The sequence below is a fragment of the Alcanivorax sp. HI0007 genome, assembly GCF_001635525.1.
Classification (GTDB): domain Bacteria; phylum Pseudomonadota; class Gammaproteobacteria; order Pseudomonadales; family Alcanivoracaceae; genus Alcanivorax.
This window is the reverse complement of sequence record NZ_LWEJ01000202.1, coordinates 24,433-47,390: the sequence shown is the minus strand read 5'-3', so window position 1 is coordinate 47,390 and position 22,958 is coordinate 24,433. Positions and strand designations below refer to the sequence as shown.

Sequence of the window (22,958 nt, the reverse complement as noted above, 5' to 3'; positions counted from 1 at the left end):
TCGCATTCCTGCCGGCATCATTCTGATGATGCGTTCCAACGCGCGTAACTGGCGTTACTACACGGTACCCCAGAAAGCCTTGAACAACCGCCAGATCTACATCCCGCGGGGCAAGACCCTGGGTGGCTCTTCAGCGGTGAATGCCATGTGCTACACCCGCGGCCACAAGTGGGATTATGACCACTGGGCATCACTGGGAAATGAAGGCTGGAGCTTTGACGATGTCCTGCCGGTGTTCAAACGCTGTGAACACTATGAGCCCGGGGAGAGCGAATTCCACGGCACCCACGGCAAGCTCAACATTGCCGACCTGCGTTTCACCCATCCTGTCAGCCGGGCCTTTATCGAAGCCGGCGTCCAGGCGGGCCACCCCGCCACGGATGACTTCAACAACGATGTCCAGGAAGGCATGGGCATGTACAAGGTGAATCAGAAGGACGGGGAGCGTTGTGGCGTATCCCGCGCCTATCTGCACCCGGTCATGGACCGGCCCAACCTGACCATCATGACCGGCGCCCTGGTAAACCGGGTTCTGTTCGACGGCAAGCGTGCCATCGGCGTGGAAGTGGAACACAACGGCCAGATCCGCACTCTCAAGGCCGACAATGAAGTGATTCTCTCCGGCGGTGCCATCAACTCCCCACAGATTCTCAAGCTCTCCGGCGTGGGCCCGGCGGCGGAACTGGCCGAGCACAACATCCCGCTGGTGCACGAACTCCCTGGCGTGGGCGAAAACCTGCAGGATCATCCGGACGCCCTGGTGGTCCACAAGAGCTTGCGCAAGGACACCCTGAGCCTGGCGCCGGGCGCCCTGCTCACTACCGGCCTGAAAGGCTTTATCGATTTCTTCTACCGTCGCACCGGACAGCTTACCTCCAACGTGGCAGAGGCCGGCGGCTTCATCAAATCCCGTCCGGAAGAAACGATCCCGGATCTGCAGCTGCACCTGACCGCCGCCAAACTGGATAACCACGGCCTCAACCTGCTGTTCAGCATGGGCTATGGCTATTCCGGCCACGTCTGCATTTTGCGTCCCAAGAGCCGGGGCAACATCACCCTTCGCGATGCCAACCCGCGCTCCCCGGCCCTGATCGATCCGCGCTTCCTGGAACACCCGGATGACATGGAAGGCATGGTCCGCGGCGTCAAGGCCATGCGCAAGATCATGGCCCAGGATGCGCTCAACGACTGGCGGGGTGATGAAATCTTCCCCGGCAACGATGTGGAAAGCGACGAGGACATCCGTAACTTCCTGCGTCAGAAATGCGACAACATCTATCACCCGGTGGGTACCTGCAAGATGGGCAACGACGACATGGCGGTGGTCGACAGTCAGTTGCGCGTGCACGGCCTGGAAGGCCTGCGCGTCATCGATGCCTCCATCATGCCCACCCTGATCGGCGGTAACACCAATGCGCCGACGGTGATGATTGCCGAGAAAGGGGCTGACGCCATTCTCGGGGAGTAACCGCTGCAAGCCTCAAGCTACAACGCGGGCCGGGCCGTGCTAATCAGATAGCGCCCTGCCCGCGTTTTTTTGTGGTAGGTTGCCCAGCCCCTCGCCGTTGGAGCCATGCTCGCATGGCGAATAGGTTCGCAGGTTGCTCCAGATTGGGGAGAAATGCATAGACCTGTCGAGCCCTGAGATTCCTGATCGCCCAGCGGGCGATTTCCGCGCAAGCGCGGTTCGCGGCTCAAGCTCCGCTCCTACAGAGGCTTCGTAGCAATGCCAGGGTCTCGGGAATTTCCCAACCTTTGCCTATCCAAATAGCCTGGCTTTGTAGCTTTCGACTTTTCACCTTCCTGTCATCTTTCTTTTACACACTGCCTCTTTTCGAATATCGCCTGATCCGATTGGGGGGATTTATGGTGGATGAAGTATCGTCTCCGCGTGCACAGCTTGTGGAATTGTTGTGGCAGCTGAAGCAAAATTTTGATCAGGAAAACGACAGCAGCCTGCGGTTTGTTCATTTCAATACGCTTCTCAACGACCCGGCCTATCGTGCTGAAGTGATTCAGCGGGCGGTCAATAGCGAGAACAAAAAAATCCGTAACCTGGGTCTGAAACTGCAGGATGCCAATCGCGACGGCATGCTGCTACACAAGCGGCCCTCAGCTCCCGGCTCCTCGCTGCCCATCACCAACCCGGACATCGCCGAAACCCTCGGCCATTCCTCCCTTGCCAGCAGCCGCAACGCAGGATTTCACTGGATGTACGCCTGGCTGGGACTGGCTGCGATCATGCTTGGTGTGATCGGCTACTTTGCCTATCAACCTCTGCACCAGATGATTGCCGGCAAACAGGTAATAAAAGGCGCTTTATTGGGTAACCAGACATGGCATGCCGGCACCACCTGGATTCTGGATGGCATCGTCTATGTGGAAGCCGGTGCCAGCCTGACCATCGAACCCGGTACCCGTATCGAGGGCCGACCCGGTTCTGCCCTGGTGATTACCCGCGGCGCGACCCTGTTTTCCCGGGGCCAGGAGACGGCTCCCATCGTCTTTACCAGCCATCAGCCTGAGGGGAGCCGTTCAACCGGCGACTGGGGGGGGGTGGTCATGCTGGGAAGCGCGCCGGTGAACAGGGCCGACGCACAGATCGAAGGGGTACCCCACGGGGATACCCGGGGCGCCTTCGGCGGAAGCGATGCCGGCTCGTCCTGCGGCATCATGGAATATACCCGCATCGAATTCGCCGGCTTCGAGGTATATGCCAACAACGAGCTCAATGGACTCACCCTGGGCGGCTGCGGTGATGGCACCATTGTTCGCCATGTCCAGGTACATCGCGCCCTGGACGACGGCATCGAAGTGTTTGGCGGCACCGTGGACTTGCAGAACATCGTCATCACCGGTGCCGGCGACGATTCCCTGGACTGGGATATGGGGTGGCGTGGCCGGGTGCAGTTTCTCGCCATTCAGCAACATGCGGATACCGGCGATAATGCCTTTGAGGGGGACAACCAGTCCGGCAACCCGGATGCGTCTCCTGTTTCTGCCCCGACCATGTACAACGTGACCCTGATCAGTCCCCGTAGCCACGACAGATACCACCGTGCCATGACACTCAAGGCTGGCTCCGGCGGGCATTTCCACAACATCATCATCGATGGCTTCTCCGGTGAAACCATCGACCTGAAAGGCACGGAAACCGTAGCGCGCATTGAGCAGGGAGAATTGAGTTTCCAGAGCATGATGGTAAACCGGGTGGGCAGTCGCGGGCTGACCTTCTTCGACCCGGAAACCGGTGACAACGACGATGATGGTGATTTTGACGAGCGCCGTTACTTCCAGAGCAGCGCCGTGGCCGCCCAGTTTGGCACCGACCCGCTGTTGACCCGTGACGCCACCAGCGCCTCCCACCCGGACTTCGCCCCCACCTCCCGGTCTCCGGCCCGCAACGGCGCCAGCCCCATTCCCCAGGGAGAATTCTGGGACGAAGCCGCCAATTATCTGGGGGCAGTACGCCCCGGTAGCGTACAGAACTGGACCGACGGCTGGACCGCCTATCCGCTGAACTAGGAAAGCCTCTGAAAATTTCGTGGGAGCCATGCTCGCCATGGCGAAAAGCCTCAGCAACATCGAGCATGTTCGCCATGCAAGCGTGGCTCCTACAGGGAGACGGGGCGCCAGGGCCACCAGCCTAATTGGCGAAAAAACGTGCAATAACTCCTGTACACGCGTATACTCCCGCGTCCTCGCCGACGCTCGCTCGGCCCCTCCTCCCAATCCATAGGTAACACATGTCAGATTCCCGTTCCGGGTTCGCCGATTTAGGCCTGCCCGAGGTATTGCTCGCTGCGATTGCCCGCCAGGGCTTCCAGGAGCCGTCGCCGATTCAGGCGCAAGCCATCCCGCTGTTGCTCGATGGTCACGACCTGCTGGGCCAGGCACAAACTGGCACAGGTAAAACCGCCGCTTTCGCCCTGCCACTGCTGGCACGGCTGGATGCATCCCTGCGTCAACCACAAATGCTCATTCTTGCCCCCACTCGCGAACTCGCTATCCAGGTGGCCAAAGCCTGCGAAGAGTTTGCCCAGGGCATCAAAGGACTCAAGGTACTGCCGATTTATGGCGGCGGTGAATACCGTACGCAGCTCAAGGGCCTGCGTGACGGCGCCCAGGTGATTGTCGGTACTCCCGGACGTGTCATGGACCACATCGAACGTGGCTCCCTGAACCTGACCAACCTGCAGGCACTGGTACTCGACGAAGCAGATGAAATGCTCCGCATGGGCTTTATCGACGATGTGAAATGGGTACTTGAACGGACCCCGGACGACTGCCAGCTGGCATTGTTCTCCGCCACCATGCCACCGGTGATTCGCAAGGTGGCCGACCAGCATCTGAAGAACCCCAAGCTGGTACGCATCGACAATGGCGGCGCCACCACCGGCACCAGCATTCGCCAGCGTTTCTGGCCGGTCGCCGGGCTGAACAAACTGGATGCCCTGTGCCGCATTCTGGAAGCCGAAGAGCACGATGCCGTGATCGTCTTTGTGCGAACCAAACAGGCAACCCTGGAACTGGCGGATCAATTGAACCGTCGCAATTTGCGCGCAGAAGCCCTCAACGGCGACATTCCGCAGCAACAGCGAGAAAAAACCGTTCAACGGCTGAAAGACAAGCGTTTTGACCTGCTGATTGCCACGGATGTGGTGGCCCGGGGCCTGGACGTTCCGCGCATCACCCATGTGGTGAACTACGACATGCCCGGTGACCCGGAAGCCTACGTACACCGTATCGGCCGTACCGGCCGTGCCGGTCGCGAGGGTGACGCGATCCTGTTCGTTTCCCGTCGTGAGCAACACGTGCTGCGTCAGATCGAGCGCACCACCCGCCAGAGCATCGAAAAGATGACCCTGCCGTCCGTGGACGACCTGAACGCCAAGCGCATTGCCCGTTTCCAGGAGCAGCTCACCACCGTACTGGAAGGCAGCGGTCTGGACGAAACCCGCGCTCTGGTCAATCAGCTACGCGACAGCATGGATGTCAGTGACAACGACATGGCCACTGCGTTGGCGGTGATGATGTTCAAACGTGAACCGCTGATTCTGAAAGAACCGAAAATGATCAAGGAAACCCGCTCCCGTCGCGAACCGGCCCACGCTGCCGGCGGCCGCCGCGAGGATCGTGCCCCCCGTGGCAACAGGGGCAAAAGCGACAAGACCATGCGTCGCTACCGGATTCAGGTCGGCCATGACCACGGTGTCAAGCCGGGCAACATTGTTGGTGCCATCGCCAACGAAGCCAAACTGCCCAGCCGCCTGATCGGCCCGATCAAGATCCACCAGGACCACAGCACCGTGGAATTGCCGGAAGACCTGTCTCCCCGCCAGCTCCACGTGATCCGCACCGCGCGGGTCTGCCAGCGTTCTCTGGATCTGGAAGCGGTTTAAAACCGTCGCGAGGACCGAGTTGAAAGAAGCAAAAACAGTCTCCAACGGATTGCTGTTCTTCGTTTCTCGAAACTCGCTCCTCGTAACGCGTTATCAAGACCCGGAAATCCGGAAGCCCACCTTCAAACTCACCTGATAATGCCCCACCTTGCCATCCACGATATGGCCGCGGGTTTCGGTCACTTCGAACCAGTCCATCATTTTCAGGCTTTCCCTGGCAGTGGCCAGAGCGTTGTCGATGGCGTCCTCAATGCCGGTTTTCGATGAGCCAACCAGTTCCACTTTCTTGTAAACGTGATGATCGGACATTTCGCTCTCCTTTTCTGTCCTCGGTCACTTCATCTGTGACACTCAAGACCCGGGATTACAAGGGTCACCTCCATGACATTGTTTAAAGATTAATCAAAAAACCATTGAAACCGGGGCGCACTTCCCTCAAAACAGACAGGGAAAGCACTTTCCTTTCGAGAAGGAGGTCATGCGATGGATATGCACAAAATGACGCCCTGGAACTGGTTGCGCCAGGAAAGCAGCCGGGAACGGCCGTTGCCGCAACGTCAACCTCGCCATCCGCTGTTGCGTTGGGAACGAGAGTTCGACAACTGGTTTGAACAGATGCTGGGCGATATGGCCTGGACGACGCCAGCGCCCCACGCCGAACCCAGCATCCCGTTTCGTCCCAACCTGGACATTCTTGAGCGTGATGATCATTACCTGATTACCGCAGAACTCCCGGGTGTGGAAAAAAAGGATCTGCGCATCACGCTTCATCAGGACGCCCTGACCATTGCTGGTGAAAAGCAGGAGGCACTGAGCTCGGAGCGGGATGGCTATCACTACAGCGAACGCCGTTTCGGCCAGTTCCAGCGCCTGCTCAATCTACCCACCGATGCGGATGGTGAGGCCATGGAAGCGGTGTTCCACAATGGCGTGCTGTCGCTAACCATTCCCCGCCACGAACACCATGGACAAGCCAGCAAGACCATCGAGATTCATTAAGACAGGGCAACCATGACTTCCCGTAGGGTGCACTGAGCCTAAGCGAACTGCACCAATCCAACGCCCGATGGTGCAGTTCGCTTAGGCTCAGTGCACCCTACGGAAATGAAAAACTCTTTCCCGGTGCCAACCCTGTCACACGGCCGATCGTAAACCGTCGTACCATGGGCTTCCTGATCCGGAGGTTCGTGATGCGCATCGTTGTTGCCCTGCTGGTATTGTTCTCCCTGCCTTTGCACGCAGATGAAATCCGACTCAGCGATGATCTGCAGGTCTACCCGCTGACCCAACACACCTGGGTGCACCGTTCCTGGGAAGTCATTCAGGGTCAGCGCTACCCCTCCAACGGACTGATTATCGTCGAAGAGAACGCCCTCACCCTGATCGACACCGCCTGGGGAGACGCCCCCACGGCGTTGTTGTTAGACTGGATCGAACAGCAGTTCGGCAAGGTGCCGGATCGGGCCATCCTCACGCACTCCCACGACGACCGCATGGGCGGCGCCAGAACGCTGGCGGAACGGGGGATTCCCGCCTGGGCGCATCCAGCCACTCTGGCCCTCGCCCGCAACGATCCCGATACCTTTTACGATCCGGACATTCCCCTGCCCCGGCTCCTCAAGGCTTTCACGGAGCAATCACGGATCACGTTCGCTAATCTGGAACTCTATTACCCGGGCCCGGCGCACAGCCCTGACAACATCCTTGTCTGGTATGCCCGCGATGAGGTATTGATCGGCGGGTGCGCTGTAAAGGGAGGCTCGGCCACTGCTATCGGCCACGTGGAAGGCTCGGACGCCAGCCACTGGCCTGTTGCCATGGACAATGTGTTGGCTCACTACGGTGATGCCAGTATCGTCGTCCCCGGCCATGGAGACATCGGCGATGCCAGCTTGCTTACCCATACTCGTAACCTGGCCGCGCGGGCTCTGGAGAATCCGTAACGCCCTGCTAACGGGGATGTTTGTCACCGCTGCCAGTTCGGCTGCCCTGGCTGACAACGATACGGTTTTGCGTTTCGACACCCCGGTGCAAATTGACGGTGAGGCCCGCTTTGATCGCGACAGCCCGCTGCAGCCCAACGCCAGCAGCTTTCGCATCCGGGAAGCCAACACGCTCAGCAGTGACAGCGGAGAACGCTGGGCCCTGGTCACCCTGGAGAACCGGGATGGAGGCAAGCGACTGCTGCAGAACAACTATCTGGTAGCAGAATTTGCCAACGGAGAGCGGCGCCACCCTACCGGCCTGGAAGGCTCCTTTGCCGCCGGGGAATCGCAACGCAAGATGGTTTTCTTTGGCTATCACCGCTTCCCCATTCTGCGTATCTTCACGGCACGCTGAGCATTATTTTTCCGGGATCAATAACGCATCAAGAGGCTGGCGGTCCGGCCGGAACTGGTTGATGCGGGTATCTGCCTCGTAACCCAGCGACAACCCGCACAGCAACTTGTAGTTGTCTGGCAACCGGAAATGCTGCTCCAGCGGCGAGCGCCACAGCCCCAGCGCCCCCTGGGCACAGGTGCCCAGGCCCGCATCGGTGGCCGCCAACATCAGATTCTGCAGAAAGATACCGGCATCCAGCGCACTGTAGACACCCAGACCTTCATGGATAAAAACAAACAACGCGACCGGAGCATTGAAGAAACGAAAGTTGTCACGCATCTGTTCATGGCGAGCTTGTTTGTCCTGCCGTCCGATATCCAGCAACTCATAAAGCCTGCGTCCGGTAGCCACTCGGCGGGGTTGCAGATCATCGGGATAATTCACAACCGGGCGAAAATCGCCGTCGGGAATGCCGTCCTTGCGCAACCAGGCCAGCACTTTTTTTGTCATGGGGGCTTTCTGTAGCGCCGCCAGTTTGTCAAAGCGCGGAGGCAATTCCTCTCGCAGACTCTCCAGTACCTTTCCCCGGGCAATGGCGATCTGATAAGGCTGGGTATTGGACCAGCTTGGGGCCGTGGTGGCAGCGGCAAGCAGCGCTTGCAGCTGGTCATCGCTCACCGGCTGATCGGTAAAGGCACGCACACTGTGGCGAGCCCGTATCACATCACTGAATTCCATTAACGTCTCCTGTTGCTGGTCATATCATGGCAGATGCCTACAATACGCAGCCATGACCAAGTCCGTCCCTACCCTGCAACGCAGCGCCAATTTTTCCCGTTGCCGCCAATATCGCTATGCCCTGTGGCGACACTGGGGCCCCGGGGATGATTTTTTATTGCTGATCGGTCTGAATCCGTCCACTGCCGACCATCGTCAGGATGACCCGACCATCCGCCGTTGCATGGGCTTCGCCCGGGACTGGGGCTACTCCGGCCTGTGCGTGGCCAACCTGTTTGCCTACCGGGCCACCTACCCGGAGGACCTGTTTGCCACCGACAACCCGGTGGGCCCGAAAAATGACCGATGGCTGCGCAAGCTGGCCCGTCAGGCGGACCTGGTCGTCGCAGCCTGGGGCAACCATGGCCGATTCATGAACCGTGCTCGCATCGTGTCTGATCGATTACCCGCCATGCACTGCATTCGCCTCAACGGCTCCGGAGAACCGGCCCACCCGCTTTACCTGCCCAAACATCTCACCCCCACACCCTGGAAGGTCCGCGAGCCAAGCCCCCTGAGAGCCTCTGAGTAGCGCCGTCCATACTCAGCGGTTCCCTTGTCTTCACCTTCACTCCGGGCGCAAGATAATAATGATATTCGCTAACATCATGGATGACCGCCTTGGGCCCTCATACCGTCAACAATATTCGCCGTGCACGCTGGCTCGCTTACGGTGGCTTGATCCCTTTCTACGGCCTTGCCGTACTGGCCTGGATAGAGACCTGTCGAGAGTGGGCACTGCAAGGCATCGCGGCCTATGCCGCCATCATCATTGCCTTTCTGGGTGCCGTTCACTGGGGGAGAGCCCTGCAGCAATTTGACCGCGGCAATCAGTTCCCCACCTTGCTATTCGGCATCATGCCGGCGGTACTGGGCTGGTTTGCCTTGCTGCTGCCGCTGGAGTTTTCCCTGCCCATGCTGGCTGCCGGCCTGGTTTTTGTCTGGGGCACCGAGCAGATGGTGTTCACCGAAGCCTTACCCGACTGGTATCGCCACTTGCGACACCAACTGACCGCCGCCGCCGTGATTGCCGTTTTGATAGGCTGGGCCGCCACCATGATCCCCATGTTCTGATACTCCCCTCAATGCAGTTTCTCCCGCTTTTCCCTGCACCGTTTGCCGCACAAGCGTAGCCACTTCGCACCGACACAGATAGACTGATTCAAATTCACAAGGAGACGGTGATATGTCCTTGTTTCCCCGATATCGGGTCTGTCTGAGTCTGTTTGCTGCGCTTTTTTTGCTGACGCCTGTGACTGCTGCCGAGCGGCCTCTCAAGTATCAGACCGATATTCAGCCTATTTTTGAAACCAAGTGTCTGGCTTGCCACGGCTGTTACGACGCTCCCTGCCAGTTGAAACTGGAAGCCCCGGAGGGGCTGGACCGGGGCGCCAGCAAGAACAAGGTCTACAATGGTGTGCGCACCGAATCCGTGCCGCCTACCCGCCTCTTTGAAGATGCATTCACCACCGCGCAATGGCGCGACAAGGGTTTCTTTTCGGTAATCGACAGCACCCACGGTATGGAGTCATCGCTGCTCTACAACATGCTCGAGCTGGGCAGAGAGCAGCGTTTTGCCGACAACGAAAAATTACCGGATGACATGGTATTGGGGCTGAAGCGAATCAACAGCTGCCCGACTCCGGCAGAATTCGACGATTACGCCGACAAGCATCCCATGGGCGGTATGCCCCTGGCCGTCACCGGCCTCACTGACCAGGAGTTTGCTACCGTCAGAGAATGGCTGCAGCAAGGCGCTCCGCTGTCTTACCAAACGTTTTCTCTGTCAGAGGATGAGCAGCGCCAGATCCTTGCCTGGGAGAAAATGCTCAACCAGCAAGACAAGCGCCATCAACTTGTGGCTCGCTGGCTCTACGAGCATCTGTTCCTGGCCCACCTGTATTTCGGCAATGACAGTGACAGCAAACCGGCTCATTTCTTCAAGCTGTACCGCTCCAGCACCCCTCCAGGCGAGCCGGTGAAGCCCGTTGACAGCGTGCGCCCGAATGACTTGCCCCCCGAGCACTTCTGGTACCGCCTGGCACCGGTGCGCGGTAGCCTGGTCCACAAGACCCACATCACCTTTGCCCTTAACGATAAAAAACTGGCTCGCACCCGCGAACAGTTCTTTGCCGGCGACTGGGAAGTGGAAAAGCTGCCTGGTTACAGCTATGAACAACAGGCCAATCCCTTCCTGACATTTGCGAATATCCCCGCGCGAGCGCGTTATCAATTCATGCTGGATGAGGCCGAATACTTTGTGCGCACCTTTATCCGAGGTCCGGTATGCCGGGGTCAGGTGGCCACCGATGTGATACGCGACCAGTTCTGGGCCGTGTTTCAGGATCCCGATCACGACCTCTACATCACCGACGCCAATTACCGCGCCAAGGTCAGTGGTCTTCTGGGTCTGCCGGGCCAGGAAGACAATTTGCTGTCACTGGGTCCCCAGTGGCTCAAGTACAGCGAAAATCGCAATGAATACCTGAACGCCCGGCACCAGGCCTATGGTGAAAAGGACCCGCAGGGACCCACCTGGGAGAGTCTCTGGGATGGCGACGGTGAAAACCGCAACGCCCTGCTGACCATCTTCCGCCACCATGACAATGCCTCGGTGCGCAAGGGACTGATCGGGGATCTGCCCCTGACCACCTGGGTGATGGACTACCCATTGTTCGAGCGCAGCTATTACAACCTGGTCGTCAACTTTAATGTCTTTGGTTCCGTCTCCCATCAGGCCCAGACCCGCCTCTACTTCGACCTGATCCGTAATGGCGCTGAACAGAATACCCTGCGTTATTTCCCCCGTGAGCTGCGCACACCGGTGGTGGAAAGCTGGTACCAAAACACTGGCAAGCTGCGTCTGTATGTGAGCTACGCATCAGTGGATACCAAGCATCCCACCGGCATCCAGTACCAGACCCGTACCCCGGTGAATGAATTCAACGATGCCCTGTTGAAACGTTTTGCCGCCATCAACGCCCGTCCTGACCCGATCAATCGGTGCGATGGGGAAGACTGTCATCGCAATGATATTGCTGACTGGTTAAAAGCGCCGGAAACCGCGCTGGTGGGTATTGCTTCCACCCTGGCCCAGGACCTGAAAGCGGTGAACTTCATGCCCGAAGTCACCATGCTGCGCGTGGAAAATGACAACGGTGAGCGGGAGATCTATACCCTGATTCGCAATCGGGCCCACACCAATGTGGCCTTCATGCTGGGGGAGTCGCTGCGCTACCAGCCCCCGCTGGATAGCCTGACGATCTACCCCGGTGTTCTGGCCAGCTATCCCAACTTCATGTTCAACGTGAAAGCGAAGGAGGTAGAGGATTTCGTGTCCGCCATGCAGGCGATCAAGAAAGAAAAGGATTTCACGGCACTGACCGCCCGTTTCGGCATCCGACGAACCCATCCACAGTTCTGGACCTACTTCCACGACCTGACCCGCTACCTGGAAGAACACGAGCCTACCGAAGCCGGGGTCCTGGACATGAATCGCTATGAAAATCTCTAGAGACAGCTGCAAGCCTCAAGCCAGAAGCTGCAACGCGGGTTGGGCCGTGCTAATTGGATGACGCCCTGCCCGCGCTCAACGGTACGACCCGGGCTGTAGGAGCGTCGCTCGCGGCGCGATTCGGCCACCAGTGCAGCCACCTTCCCCCCGTTGGAGCCATGCTCGCATGGCGAATAGGTTTGTGGTGGCACCGGATCGGGATGGTTTGGATAGACCTGTCGAGCTCTGCGATTCCTGATCGCCCTTCGGGCCGCACGGAACTACGTGCGTTACTCCGCTGCGCTCCGTTCCTACAGCGGCTTCGTAGAAATGATAGCCGTTACCAGCTTCCCTTCCATACCCTTCATCGCCCTTAGTTACCAGGCCTTTGGCGCCAACGTGTTGCTACTTGGCCCGACCCATCGGTCACACTGGTCAATGTGACTGAGCCCCTCCGGTCCATAATCGAGTGCAAATAGACACAACAACGAGGCGAACTCTCATGGCAAAAGATGCAGTTGGTTATGCGCTGACCGCGCTTAACCGCCTGGCCAGCTCGGAAGTGCTGGACAAGATCGGCATGCGCAAGACCGTGGAACGGCTTGCCTACACGCTCACCAAAAGCGGCTTCCAGGTGCTCACCACCACGGCCCGCACCTTCAAGTCCAGCAACCAGGGCAGCAAGCCGGAACGGCTGAATGCCCCGGGCCATACCCGCGACCTGTTCGATCTGGGTATCACCGACGAGCAGCAGATGATTCGCGATAGCGTGCAGTCCTTTGCCCGCGATGTCTTGCGTGACAAGGCCGAAGAAGCGGATGCCGCCCAGAAGACCAGCGATGAGGTGATTGCCCAGGCACTGGAACTGGGCCTCAACTATTTTGCGGTACCGGAATCCCTGGGCGGCGCAGCCACCGAGCGCTCCACCGTCACCAGCATGCTGGTAGCCGAAGATCTGGCCCACGGCGACATGGGCCAGGCCGTGGCGATCCTTGCTCCCATGGGTGTGGCCAATGCCCTGACCCAGTGGGGCACCGCGCAACAGCAGGATAAATACCTGAGCACCTTCGCGGAAGAAAGCCCGCCCAAGGCCACCATTGCCGTGTGCGAGCCTTATCCGCTGTTCGACCCCATGGCACTCAAGACCACCGCCCGCAAGGACGGTGACAGCTATGTCCTCAACGGTGAAAAGTCCCTGGTGCCGCTGGCCGCCGAAGCAGAAATCTTCCTTGTGGCCGCCCAGGCCGATGACGGCCCCGCCGTGTTCATCGTGGAAGGTGGCAGCGACGGTCTGGTGGCCGGCGATGATCCTTCCATGGGCATCCGCGCCAGCGGCCAGCGTCCGCTGAAGCTGGACAATGTGCGCGTGCCGGTGGAAAACCGCCTGGGTAACGGTGATTTCGATTACCGTGCCTTTGTTGACTTGGGCACCCTGGCCTGGTGTGCACTGGCCGTTGGAACCTGTCAGTCCGTGCTCGACTATGTGGTGCCCTATTGCAACGAGCGCACCGCCTTTGGCGAGCCCATCAGTTACCGTCAGGCGGTGGCGTTCATGATTGCCGACATCGCCATCGAGCTGGATTCCATGCGCATGCTCACCTACCGCGCTGCCAGCCGTGCCGAACAGGGCAAATCCTTCCAGCGTGAGGCCCATCTGGCCCGCACCCTGGTCAAGGACAAGGCCATGAAGATCGGCACCGACGGCGTGCAATTGCTGGGCGGTCACGGCTTCACCCATGAATATCCGGTGGAGCGCTGGTACCGGGATCTGCGTGCCATCGGTGTCGCCTTCGGCGGCCTGCACCTGTAAGGAGGGAGACAACCATGAATATCGAAATTCCCAAGAAGTTCAAACCCCTGATCAACAACGCCTATCAGGTGGCCCAGAGCACCCTCCGCCCGATCTCGCGCAAATACGACCGAGGCGAGCACGAATATCCGAAAGAGCTGGATATGCTGGCGTCGGTGCTGGATGGCTTCAACGAGGGTGATCCGGCCAACTCCGCCGGCGCCGCCACCACCGGTAGCGGCAAGGTGCAGGACGACGGCAGCGTGAAAAACGGCGCCAATATGGGCGTTTGCCTGGGTGCCATGGAAATGTGCTACGGCGATACCGGCTTCCTGCTGGCCATGCCCCGCCAGGGCCTGGGCAATGCGGCCATCGCCGCGGTGGCCAACGACGAGCAACTGGAGCGCTTCAAGGGCAAGTGGGCGGCCATGGCCATCACCGAACCCAGCTGCGGCTCCGATTCCGCGGCCATTCGCACCACCGCCAAAAAGGACGGCGATCACTATGTGCTGAACGGCGAGAAGATCTATGTGACCTCCGGCTCCCGGGCCGACTGTGTGGTGGTCTGGGCATCACTGGATCCGAAACTGGGCCGCGCTGCCATCAAGTCCTTTGTGGTGGACTGGGGCACCCCGGGCATGGAACTGGCGCGTCTGGAGAAGAAGCTGGGCATCCGTGCTTCCGACACGGCGGCCATTAACTTCAATGACTGCCGCGTACCGGCAGAGAACCTGCTGGGCAGCCCGGAGATCGATACCAAGAAGGGCTTTGCCGGGGTCATGGAGACCTTCGACAACACCCGCCCGCTGGTTGCCGCCATGGCCATCGGCTGCGCCAAAGCTTCCCTGGAGCGCATCAAGGAACTGCTGAAGGACAGCATGACCTATGATTACGGCAAGCCGGTGGACAACTGCTCCGCGGTGGAAGCGGAAATCTATCGCATGGAAGCGGACTGGGAAGCGGCCTACTGGCTGGCCGTGAAAGCCGCCTGGATGGCCGATAACAAGAAGGCCAACACCCTGGAAGCCTCCATCTGCAAGGCCAAGGCCGGGCGCGTGGGCAATCAGATCACCCTGCGCTGCGTGGAACTGGCCGGTAGCATCGGCTACACCGAAGACGAACTGCTGGAAAAGTGGGCCCGCGACTCGAAGATTCTGGATATCTTCGAAGGCACCCAGCAAATCCAGCAACTGGTCATTGCCCGCCGAGTACTGGGATTGAGCTCCAAGGAACTGAAATAATCCCACTCCCGGCAGTCATGCCGACCTGAAAGCCGCACCTCCGGGTGCGGCTTTTTTGTTGCGGGTCCCCGCCCTCTCCGTCCGCGCTTCCATGTCTTTCCTATTACTCACCACGGCTTTTATCGGCCGAAATCCCTAATGCATAAAGAGACATAACGATGATGTTGCGGTGACATCGTCTGTGCCACCATCCAGGGTGCCTCTGCAAGGAGTTATGCCGAGGCTCCCTGGTCGATGGAATGTAAAAAAACACTACACCCCGGTTACAGCTTTACTGACATTGCACAACAGGTCGGGCCAGTACGCCGCAGTAAGGTGTACGTGTAACAATAAAAAGGAAGGGATCCCCATGTCAGCACTGAAACTGCATCTGCTCGGTGCCGGTCTGGCGGGCTGTATGTTGCTCGGTCAGACTGCACACGCCAACCAGCAACAGGCCACCGTCATTCTCAGTCAGAGTTGCGAATACATGCTGCTCAATACCCGTGGCGGCATGGTGCTGGTCAAGCAACTGGACGGCACCACACCCCAGGCAGGCGACACCCTGAAAGGCAATATCGTTGCCGGCGACTTCACCAAATTACAAAACACCCGGGATCAGGCGTCCATGCAGGTCTGGGTGGATCTGGTGGATCCGCACAGCAGCAAGGCCCTGAGCCAGTACGGTCGCTACTGTACCTGAGCGTAGACTCGCCTGAACGAAAAAGGCCGCCCTGTTGAGTCGGCGGCCTTGAGACAGTGCGTGCGAAAAACTCCGCCTGCACTCAGTTCCTCACGGCGTATTTACCTGCCCCCAAAAAGAAAATGGCAACTGCGGTAAACAGGAAAAAGCCCTGTAATTCCAGCGCCCAGCCTCCGGTCTTGCTCAATGCAAACAGCTCGCCCATGTGCACCAGCACCAAAGCCACCAGCATATTGCCGGCGATCAGCACTGCGCCAATACGGGTATGCACGCCCAGGATCACCATCAACGGGGCAATAATTTCACCGATAAAAACCCCATAGGCCAGAAAGCCCGGCAGACTGTGAGATGCCAGCTCCGCTGAAATCCAGCCCACCCCATGCTGCAGCTTGCTGATACCGTGCAACAACATCAGTAACCCCAGCATCAAACGCAGCACCAACTTGCCGATATCCGGATTGTTGACCATCTTTACTCCCAGTGAAGAATTTCGTTGCCCGTCATTCAACCGGTTCGTCCGGGAAAAGAAAAGTGCCATCACCCTCAATACCATTATCTTCATGGCCCATTGAGCTCTGCCACGCCCCGTCCCATACTTTCGCTTTTGCGGCGGAGAACGGGATGAGCACTTTTCGTTACTGGCAGACACCCCGCGCCGGCAATATGGCGCGGCTGACGCTGCATACCGGTAACCTGCCCGCCCTGGCGGACAACCATGTCCGCATCAAGGTCCATGCCGTCGGCCTGAACTTTGCCGATATCTTTGCCCTCACCGGGCTCTATTCCGCCACCCCGCAGGGCGCTTTTATCCCCGGCCTGGAGTTTGCTGGCGAGGTACAGGAAGTCGGCCAGCAGACACAAGGGGTTGCCGTGGGCGACCGGGTCATGGGCGTCACCCGCTTCGGTGGCTATACCTCCGTCATCGACAGCGAAGCGGATTATCTGATCCCGCTGCCCCCCCAGTGGGACTATGCCCAGGGCGCCGCCTGGCCGGCACAGACCCTGACCGCCTGGTACGCCCTCACTCACCTCGGTGCCCTGCAAGCGGACCAGCAAGTGCTGATCCACAGCGCTGCCGGTGGTGTGGGCCTGCAGGCCATGAAACTGGCACAGGCGCTGGGCGCCCGCGCCACCGGCACGGTAGGTAGCGAAGAGAAAGCGAGCTGGCTGCGGCAACAAGGGTTTGCGGATGTACTGGTACGGGAGGCAGACTTTGCCCGGCAACTGCAACGGGATGAACGACGCTTCGACCTGGTGCTGGATGCCATCGGCGGCAAGGTCCAGAGCGCCAGCTTCGACGCCCTCAATCCCATGGGTCGGCTGGTAGTTTTCGGTGCCGCCGAGTTCACTCCCAGCCACAACCGCCCCAACTACCTGAAAGCCGCCTGGCGCTATCTGCGCCGCCCCCGCTACGACGTGATGGAGATGATCAGCAGTAATCGCTCAGTACTGGCGTTCAACCTGATCTGGTTATGGGAACAGAAAGACAGGATGCAGGCGCTGCTGGAAGAATTGCAAACGATTGCCCTGCCACCGCCCCACGTAGGGCACCGCTTTGCCTTTGACGATGCCCATGGGGCATTGGCTCTGCTGCGCTCGGGGCAGTCGGTGGGCAAGGTGGTGCTGGAAACATCTAATCCCGTTGAACCGTAGGAGCTATGTTTGCATGGCGAACAGAAACCAGAAGGAAAACTATTTGTTCTTTCGGGAATCAGCGATCAGCAAGAAAATAAAAAAGCCGACGGCAATAAAATGAAATAAGGCCACCCAACCAAAACCCATATTTTGGGCCACCTCAAAGATCCAAAGAGAACTCCTCCTCTGAGATAATGGTTCATCAGGCTCACTAAAATAATACAGCCCCTGCACCAAGCCAAAAAAAGAGATCACCAAATAGCCAAATTGCCTGGCGGCCAACGATTTCACTTACCTTTCCCTGCCATTCCTTGGCGCTTTTATGAATTTGCAGTAAATATTATCTATTTTCTCTCGTAGGATCGTCGTCAGCGACACTCTTACGGGAAAAGCTGGCGGATCTGTTCAGCACTGGTGGGACGCACCACACGGTCTATTTCCTGACCGTCACGAACCAGAATCAGCGTGGGCCACAGTTTGACTCGGTAACTACGCCCCAGGGGACGGCCCGGGCCATCGGCAATCTTTTCGTGGTTCACCTCTGCTCGGGAGGCCAGGACGGTTTCAATGTCCTTCTGGGCCGCGATGCAGTAACCGCACCAGTTGGCACCGAACTCCAGCACCCAGGTGCCCGACCGTTGCTCCACGGCGTCGCGGCTGAGAGTTTCCTCTTCGTAGGTCTTCACATAACTCATTTCATAATTGCTCGCGCAGAAATTCCACAAAGGCCCGCACCTTGGCCGGGGTATGCCGCCCCGGCGGGTAGACCGCGTAAATGCCACCTCCGGGAAGATCCCAGTCAGGCAGAACTCTTTCCAGCTCGCCCCGCGCCAGTGCTTCTGCGGCAATGGAGTCCGCCAGCACCGACAGGCCCGCCTGTTGCAGCAGCAACTGCTTGGTCACTGCCGTGGTGTTGGCTTTCAGAGCCCCCTGCATGCGTACTGTGCAACGCTCGTCTGCCCGGGAAAAAGTCCAGGTCAACGGTGACGGTAAAGGAGTAAACGTCACCCAGGGCAAGGCAGCCAGATCCCGGGGATGACTGACCGGCCCATGGTTTGCCATGAAGGCCGGCGACGCCACCAGAAACTGCTCGAACTCGCCCAGGCGAGTGGCGCGCAGGGACGAATCCTTCAACCAGCCCAGGCGAATGGCCAGGTCGATACCTTCTTTGACCATGTCCGCCACGCTGTCACCGGTTCGCAACTCGATCTCCAGTTGCGGATGACACTCACTGAAAGCCACCACCGCCGGCGCCACCACCTGGGCCGCGAAATCCTCCGGCGCGGTAATGCGCAACTCTCCCTGCAGGGTCTGCTGGTCGGTCTCCACCTGATCCAGCAAGCCTTCCAGCTCGGCAAACAGGGGCGTCAGCCCGGCCAGCAGCCGCTCACCGGCTTCGGTGAGCTGCACCTGGCGGGTTGTGCGTGTCACTAGCGCCACGCCCAGGCGCTGCTCCAGCCGCTTGATGGACAGGCTGACCTTGCTCTTGTTGCACCCCAGCTGTTCCGCCGCGCCGGTAAAGCTGCCCGCCCGGGCCAGCGCCAAAAACAGGGGCAAGGCATTAAGATCGTATTCCGCTTCCACGCCAGTCTCACTGTTTAGAAATCAACAACACTGATTTACTTATTAGGCTATTTTTCCAATCAGTGCAAATGCCGATACTGCTCGAAACACATCGAATCAGGAGATACCCCATGAAGATTGTATTGATCGGTGCCAGCGGTTTTATCGGTTCAGCGCTGCGCGAAGAAGCCCTGGATCGCGGCCATCAGGTGACCGCCCTGGTCAGTCACCCGAAAAAGCTGAATGCCACGGCCACCAACCTGAGCGTCAAACAGGTAGACGTACAGAACACCGCGCAACTGACTGAAGCGCTCACCGGCGCAGAGGTGGTTATCAGCTCCTTCAGCGGCCACGCCCAGGACGATATCCGTGGCTACTATGTGCAGGGGGTGAAATCCATTATCGCGGCAGTGAAAGCCGCTGACGTGCCTCGCCTGGTGATCGTGGGCGGGGCCGGATCCCTGCGGGTAGCGGCGGACACACGGTTGATCGACACCCCGGCCTTCCCGGAGGAGTACAAAGCCACCGCTCTGGGCGCCCAGGATGCCCTGGCCCTGCTGCAGGCAGAGTCAGCATTGAACTGGACCATGCTGTCGCCGGCAGCGGAAATCTTCCCCGGTGAGCGCACCGGTCAGTTCCGTTTGGGCCAGGATGATCTGCTGGTGGATGACCAGGGCAACAGCCGGATTTCTGTACAGGATTATGCGGTGGCACTACTGGATGAAGTGGACCATCCGCAACATGAACGTCAGCGTTTCACCCTGGCCTACTGAAAACTGAAAAGCGGAGCGGTAACGACCACCGCTCCCCTTCCGGCTTTCTTTTATGGTTAGATGCGGAAAACGGCAGAAAACGGATAGCCCTGTGACTGAACAACCGGTAATCACCGAGACCCTCGACGACCTTTTCATCATCACCCTCAACCGCCCCGAAAAGCGTAACGCGGTGGATCGCCCCACTGCGGATGCGTTACGAACCGCCTTCGAGACCTTTGAACGCAACGCTGACCTCAAGGTGGCTATTCTCACCGGCGCCGGTGGCAACTTCTGTGCCGGCGCCGATCTGTCCGCCCTGTCGGATCCGCAACGACGCAATGAGATCGATGAAACCGGCAGCGGCCCCGGGCCCATGGGACCCACCCGCATGCTGCTGAGCAAACCGGTAATTGCCGCTGTCAGCGGCTTTGCCGTGGCCGGCGGCCTGGAGTTGGCGCTGCTGTGTGACTTGCGGGTGGTGGAGACGTCAGCCACTTTCGGCGTCTTCTGCCGACGCTGGGGGGTCCCTCTGATCGATGGCGGTACCGTGCGTTTGCCACGCCTGATCGGCCATAGCCGGGCCATGGACATGATTCTCACCGGCAGGCCGGTGGCCGCCGATGAAGCGTTGCAGATTGGACTGGCCAACCGGGTGGTCGCCGACCGCATGGCGCTGGATGAAGCCATTGCCCTGGCCCGACAAATCGCCGCCTTCCCGCAACACTGCCTGCAGGCTGACCGGCTTTCTGCCTATCGACAATGGGATCTGCCCCAGGAGGAAGCCTTGCGTCAGGAAGGCGCTGGCGGATATCCGGTTGTGTTCGAAGAAGCCATCGGTGGCGCCGAACGTTTCCGGCAAGGCGCCGGCCGACATGGGAAATTTGAAGAGTGAGTTTTGTGGAATGACCACCCTGGCAGTGAAATACTAGCAGCCGATCCGGTTGCTCTGGCCAAGGTTCGCCATGCAAGCATAGCTCCTACAGCGCCATCAGCGCTTTTGCAGAAATGAAACGCGGGCACAGCCTGGCAGTTTTAAACACCAGACTCGCCCGCGCTTTTTTACTTTCAACTTTGAACGTTCAACTCAACCGAATCAGCGAATCACCACGAAGAACACACCACCGTTACGATTGACCCGCAACAGCAGAGTGCCATCCTTGTCGTCGATGGCATTACGCAGTTCCGCCGTATTCTGCACATCCTGACGGTTGGCATTGATGATCACGTCACCCCGGCGCAGACCCGCGCGCCAGGCCGGTGAACCCTGCTTCACCTCATCCACCAGCACGCCGCTTTCAGCATGTTGCAACTCGCCTTTACGCAGGTCCCGGAGGCTGGCGCCCTCCAGATACTTGGAAACGGTCTCACCGCTGGATGCCTGCTCGGAGGACTCGCTGATCACCGCAGTCATCTCGCGCTTTTTGCCATCACGCAGCACCGTCAGCTTCACCTTCTCGCCTACCGGCGCCATGCCGACCTTGTTACGCAGATCCGCGGCACGCTTCACCGGACGGTCATCCACGGCAATCACCACATCGCCGCTTTTGATACCCGCTTTTTCCGCCGCGCTCTCTTCCATTACCTGAGTGATGACCACCCCACTCTTGCGCTTGACCCCGAAGGCTTCCGCCAACTCGCTGGTGAGGTCCTGGATGGTCACCCCCAGCACGCCGCGGCGCACTTCGCCATGCTCAATCAACTGATGCATCACGTTCTCGGCCATTTCCGTGGGGATGGCAAAGCCGATGCCCACATTGCCGCCGGCGGGGGCAATAATGGCAGTATTGATCCCCACCAGTTCGCCATTCAGGTTGACCAGGGCCCCACCGGAGTTACCCGGGTTGATGGAGGCATCGGTCTGGATAAAGCTTTCATAGCCTTCAATGCCCAGGCCGGTCCGGCCCAGCGCGGAGACGATGCCACTGGTGACGGTCTGCCCCAACCCGAACGGGTTGCCGATGGCCACCACAAAATCACCGACCCGCAGCCCCGTGGAATCGGCAATGGCAATCTGAGTGAGATCCTCGGCAGATTCCAGCTTGAGCACTGCCAGGTCCACTTCCTCATCGGTACCCACCAGCTCGGCGGACAACTCACGACCATCGGTGAGGGTCACCTCGATGGAGTCCGCGTTCTTGACCACATGGGCATTGGTCAGTACGTAGCCCTCCCTGGCATCCACGATAACGCCGGAGCCAGCACTGGCGGCACGGCGCTCCCGTTGCTGGTGCTCGGGGATATTGAAAAAGCGACGGAAAAAAGGATCTTCCATCAATGGATTTCGGGCAGTGCGGATCCGCGTTTCGATGGCGATATTGACCACCGCCGGGGAAGTTTTTTCCAGCATCGGCGCCAACGATGGCAGCGCCTGGCCGTCACCCGTAGCCGATGGCAACGCCGCCCGGGCCGGGGAAAAGGCGATGACACAGAGTGTCAGCATCCAGACAGCAGGGTATAGCGGATTCTTGGAATTCAACAACGTCGTTCCTCCTGTATTGAGAAAACACACCAAAAGCGACTTACAACGGTGGAGGCCTTCCCTCCTCCCTACGGCAGATGCAGGGGCCGCCGGGGCGGATAGCTACGCCGTACAGCTCTTCTGACATTGCTTCATGGCGACGGTTCCGAGGCAAACACTCGTACCCCGTTATACTCGCTGGATTCTCCCAGATCCGGCCAGGTACAGGACTGCCACTGGCCCAGCAGCCGGTAACCGGGCGGATTCAGGTCCGGCACCCGGGAGTCGGCCAGCAGCACCTGACTGGCCTGCTGGAAGCGGGCCAGCAGGGGCAGATTCTCCCGGTCGTAAAGGATATCCGCCGCGGTCACCAGATCCGCCACCGCCAGGGCACTGTCCAGATCCTGGCTGAGTTCCAGATTCACCCGGTTTTCCGCCGCATTCAGGGCGGTGGCCGTAAGTGCATCCTGGTCCAGATCACAGGCAATCACCCGACTGGCGCCGGCCATCGCCGCGGCAATCGCCACCACCCCGGAGCCCGGCCCCACATCCACGACACAGCGCCCTTGTACCCACTGCGGGTTCGCGAGCAGAAATTCCGCCAGCACCTGACCGGATGCCCAGCAAAACGACCAGTACGGCGGCTCTTCCATGATCGCGTTGACGATTTGCGGGTCCAGCGCCTGTTCGGGAAACAGCTCATCCAGCAGCCACAAACGGATTTGCGGTGTCTTCGGCAAAGCCTGGCAGGACAGGGATACCGCCGGTAATACGCGGTGGAGCCGTTCATGCAAGGCGTCAAGGCCTACTCTTTCCTGATTGCTTGTCATACCCTAGGGCC

The 22,958-nt window shown here is 59.3% G+C and carries 23 protein-coding genes; 15 read left to right on the top strand and 8 right to left on the bottom strand.

What is annotated here, in order from left to right:
• From A3714_RS10450 to A3714_RS10440, 3 genes are all read left to right on the top strand, one after another.
• The coding region (locus A3714_RS10450; protein ID WP_063527177.1) for a GMC family oxidoreductase at positions 1 to 1,468 on the top strand (1,468 nt) is incomplete at its 5' end.
• Positions 1,469 to 1,866: 398 nt separating this feature from the next.
• Complete coding sequence (locus A3714_RS10445; RefSeq protein WP_063508210.1) at positions 1,867 to 3,525, top strand: hypothetical protein; 1,659 nt, start codon at positions 1,867 to 1,869, stop codon at positions 3,523 to 3,525.
• Positions 3,526 to 3,746: 221 nt separating this feature from the next.
• Positions 3,747 to 5,402 carry a DEAD/DEAH box helicase gene (locus A3714_RS10440; RefSeq protein WP_063508211.1) on the top strand — a complete coding sequence of 552 codons (1,656 nt, stop codon included), beginning with the start codon at positions 3,747 to 3,749 and terminating at the stop codon, positions 5,400 to 5,402.
• 93 nt (positions 5,403 to 5,495) lie between these two features.
• Here A3714_RS10440 and A3714_RS10435 read toward each other — a convergent pair whose 3' ends face one another.
• A complete protein-coding gene (locus A3714_RS10435; RefSeq protein ID WP_062817007.1) occupies positions 5,496 to 5,711 on the bottom strand; it encodes a dodecin in 216 nt (71 codons plus the stop codon).
• A 174-nt stretch (positions 5,712 to 5,885) separates the two neighbouring features.
• Between A3714_RS10435 and A3714_RS10430 the strand changes: the two genes are divergently transcribed.
• From A3714_RS10430 to A3714_RS10420, 3 genes are all read left to right on the top strand, one after another.
• Entirely contained in the window at positions 5,886 to 6,401 is a 516-nt protein-coding gene (locus A3714_RS10430; protein WP_062817006.1) for an Hsp20/alpha crystallin family protein, read from the top strand.
• Between the two features lie 191 nt (positions 6,402 to 6,592).
• Positions 6,593 to 7,345 (top strand): subclass B1 metallo-beta-lactamase, encoded by a 753-nt coding sequence (bla, locus tag A3714_RS10425; RefSeq protein ID WP_063508212.1) that lies wholly within the window; start codon positions 6,593 to 6,595, stop codon positions 7,343 to 7,345.
• A gap of 16 nt (positions 7,346 to 7,361) precedes the next feature.
• Positions 7,362 to 7,742: a hypothetical protein gene (locus A3714_RS10420; protein ID WP_062817004.1), complete on the top strand. Its 381-nt coding sequence runs from the start codon at positions 7,362 to 7,364 to the stop codon at positions 7,740 to 7,742.
• Positions 7,743 to 7,745: 3 nt separating this feature from the next.
• Here A3714_RS10420 and A3714_RS10415 read toward each other — a convergent pair whose 3' ends face one another.
• Positions 7,746 to 8,462, bottom strand: coding sequence for a nitroreductase (locus tag A3714_RS10415; protein WP_063508213.1), 717 nt, complete (start codon positions 8,460 to 8,462; stop codon positions 7,746 to 7,748).
• Between the two features lie 52 nt (positions 8,463 to 8,514).
• Here A3714_RS10415 and A3714_RS10410 point away from each other — a divergent pair, with 52 nt between their 5' ends.
• The 6 genes from A3714_RS10410 (at position 8,515) to A3714_RS10385 (ending at position 15,706) form a co-directional block, all read left to right on the top strand.
• Positions 8,515 to 9,033, top strand: coding sequence for a DUF1643 domain-containing protein (locus A3714_RS10410; RefSeq protein ID WP_062817002.1), 519 nt, complete (start codon positions 8,515 to 8,517; stop codon positions 9,031 to 9,033).
• An 89-nt stretch (positions 9,034 to 9,122) separates the two neighbouring features.
• Positions 9,123 to 9,575, top strand: a complete 453-nt coding sequence (locus A3714_RS10405; RefSeq protein ID WP_231866199.1) for a DUF3429 domain-containing protein — start codon at positions 9,123 to 9,125, stop codon at positions 9,573 to 9,575.
• A 112-nt stretch (positions 9,576 to 9,687) separates the two neighbouring features.
• The gene (locus A3714_RS10400; RefSeq protein WP_063508215.1) at positions 9,688 to 12,015 is read left to right on the top strand and encodes a fatty acid cis/trans isomerase; all 2,328 of its coding nucleotides are present in this window, start codon (positions 9,688 to 9,690) and stop codon (positions 12,013 to 12,015) included.
• A gap of 481 nt (positions 12,016 to 12,496) precedes the next feature.
• The gene (locus A3714_RS10395) at positions 12,497 to 13,804 is read left to right on the top strand and encodes an acyl-CoA dehydrogenase family protein (protein WP_063508216.1); all 1,308 of its coding nucleotides are present in this window, start codon (positions 12,497 to 12,499) and stop codon (positions 13,802 to 13,804) included.
• 14 nt (positions 13,805 to 13,818) lie between these two features.
• A complete protein-coding gene (locus A3714_RS10390) occupies positions 13,819 to 15,024 on the top strand; it encodes an acyl-CoA dehydrogenase family protein (RefSeq protein ID WP_063508217.1) in 1,206 nt (401 codons plus the stop codon).
• Positions 15,025 to 15,373: 349 nt separating this feature from the next.
• Positions 15,374 to 15,706 carry a hypothetical protein gene (locus tag A3714_RS10385; RefSeq protein WP_062816997.1) on the top strand — a complete coding sequence of 111 codons (333 nt, stop codon included), beginning with the start codon at positions 15,374 to 15,376 and terminating at the stop codon, positions 15,704 to 15,706.
• A gap of 82 nt (positions 15,707 to 15,788) precedes the next feature.
• On the opposite strand, the gene A3714_RS10380 is transcribed toward A3714_RS10385, so the two are convergent.
• Positions 15,789 to 16,175, bottom strand: a complete 387-nt coding sequence (locus A3714_RS10380; protein WP_062816996.1) for a DoxX family protein — start codon at positions 16,173 to 16,175, stop codon at positions 15,789 to 15,791.
• Between the two features lie 152 nt (positions 16,176 to 16,327).
• Here A3714_RS10380 and A3714_RS10375 point away from each other — a divergent pair, with 152 nt between their 5' ends.
• Positions 16,328 to 17,359 carry a zinc-binding dehydrogenase gene (locus A3714_RS10375; protein ID WP_063508218.1) on the top strand — a complete coding sequence of 344 codons (1,032 nt, stop codon included), beginning with the start codon at positions 16,328 to 16,330 and terminating at the stop codon, positions 17,357 to 17,359.
• A gap of 39 nt (positions 17,360 to 17,398) precedes the next feature.
• Here A3714_RS10375 and A3714_RS10370 read toward each other — a convergent pair whose 3' ends face one another.
• The 3 genes from A3714_RS10370 to A3714_RS10360 form a co-directional block, all read right to left on the bottom strand.
• On the bottom strand, positions 17,399 to 17,632 hold the full coding sequence (locus A3714_RS10370) for a hypothetical protein (protein WP_063508219.1): 234 nt from the start codon (positions 17,630 to 17,632) through the stop codon (positions 17,399 to 17,401).
• A gap of 89 nt (positions 17,633 to 17,721) precedes the next feature.
• Entirely contained in the window at positions 17,722 to 18,036 is a 315-nt protein-coding gene (locus A3714_RS10365; protein WP_063508220.1) for a thioredoxin family protein, read from the bottom strand.
• Position 18,037: 1 nt separating this feature from the next.
• Entirely contained in the window at positions 18,038 to 18,925 is an 888-nt protein-coding gene (locus A3714_RS10360; RefSeq protein ID WP_063508221.1) for a LysR family transcriptional regulator, read from the bottom strand.
• A 110-nt stretch (positions 18,926 to 19,035) separates the two neighbouring features.
• Between A3714_RS10360 and A3714_RS10355 the strand changes: the two genes are divergently transcribed.
• The gene (locus tag A3714_RS10355; RefSeq protein ID WP_063508222.1) at positions 19,036 to 19,677 is read left to right on the top strand and encodes an NAD(P)-dependent oxidoreductase; all 642 of its coding nucleotides are present in this window, start codon (positions 19,036 to 19,038) and stop codon (positions 19,675 to 19,677) included.
• A gap of 91 nt (positions 19,678 to 19,768) precedes the next feature.
• Positions 19,769 to 20,551, top strand: coding sequence for a crotonase/enoyl-CoA hydratase family protein (locus A3714_RS10350; protein ID WP_063508223.1), 783 nt, complete (start codon positions 19,769 to 19,771; stop codon positions 20,549 to 20,551).
• 201 nt (positions 20,552 to 20,752) lie between these two features.
• On the opposite strand, the gene A3714_RS10345 is transcribed toward A3714_RS10350, so the two are convergent.
• Entirely contained in the window at positions 20,753 to 22,099 is a 1,347-nt protein-coding gene (locus A3714_RS10345; RefSeq protein ID WP_063525646.1) for a DegQ family serine endoprotease, read from the bottom strand.
• Positions 22,100 to 22,269: 170 nt separating this feature from the next.
• Positions 22,270 to 22,947, bottom strand: coding sequence for a 50S ribosomal protein L11 methyltransferase (locus A3714_RS10340; RefSeq protein WP_063510058.1), 678 nt, complete (start codon positions 22,945 to 22,947; stop codon positions 22,270 to 22,272).
• Positions 22,948 to 22,958 lie beyond the last annotated feature (11 nt).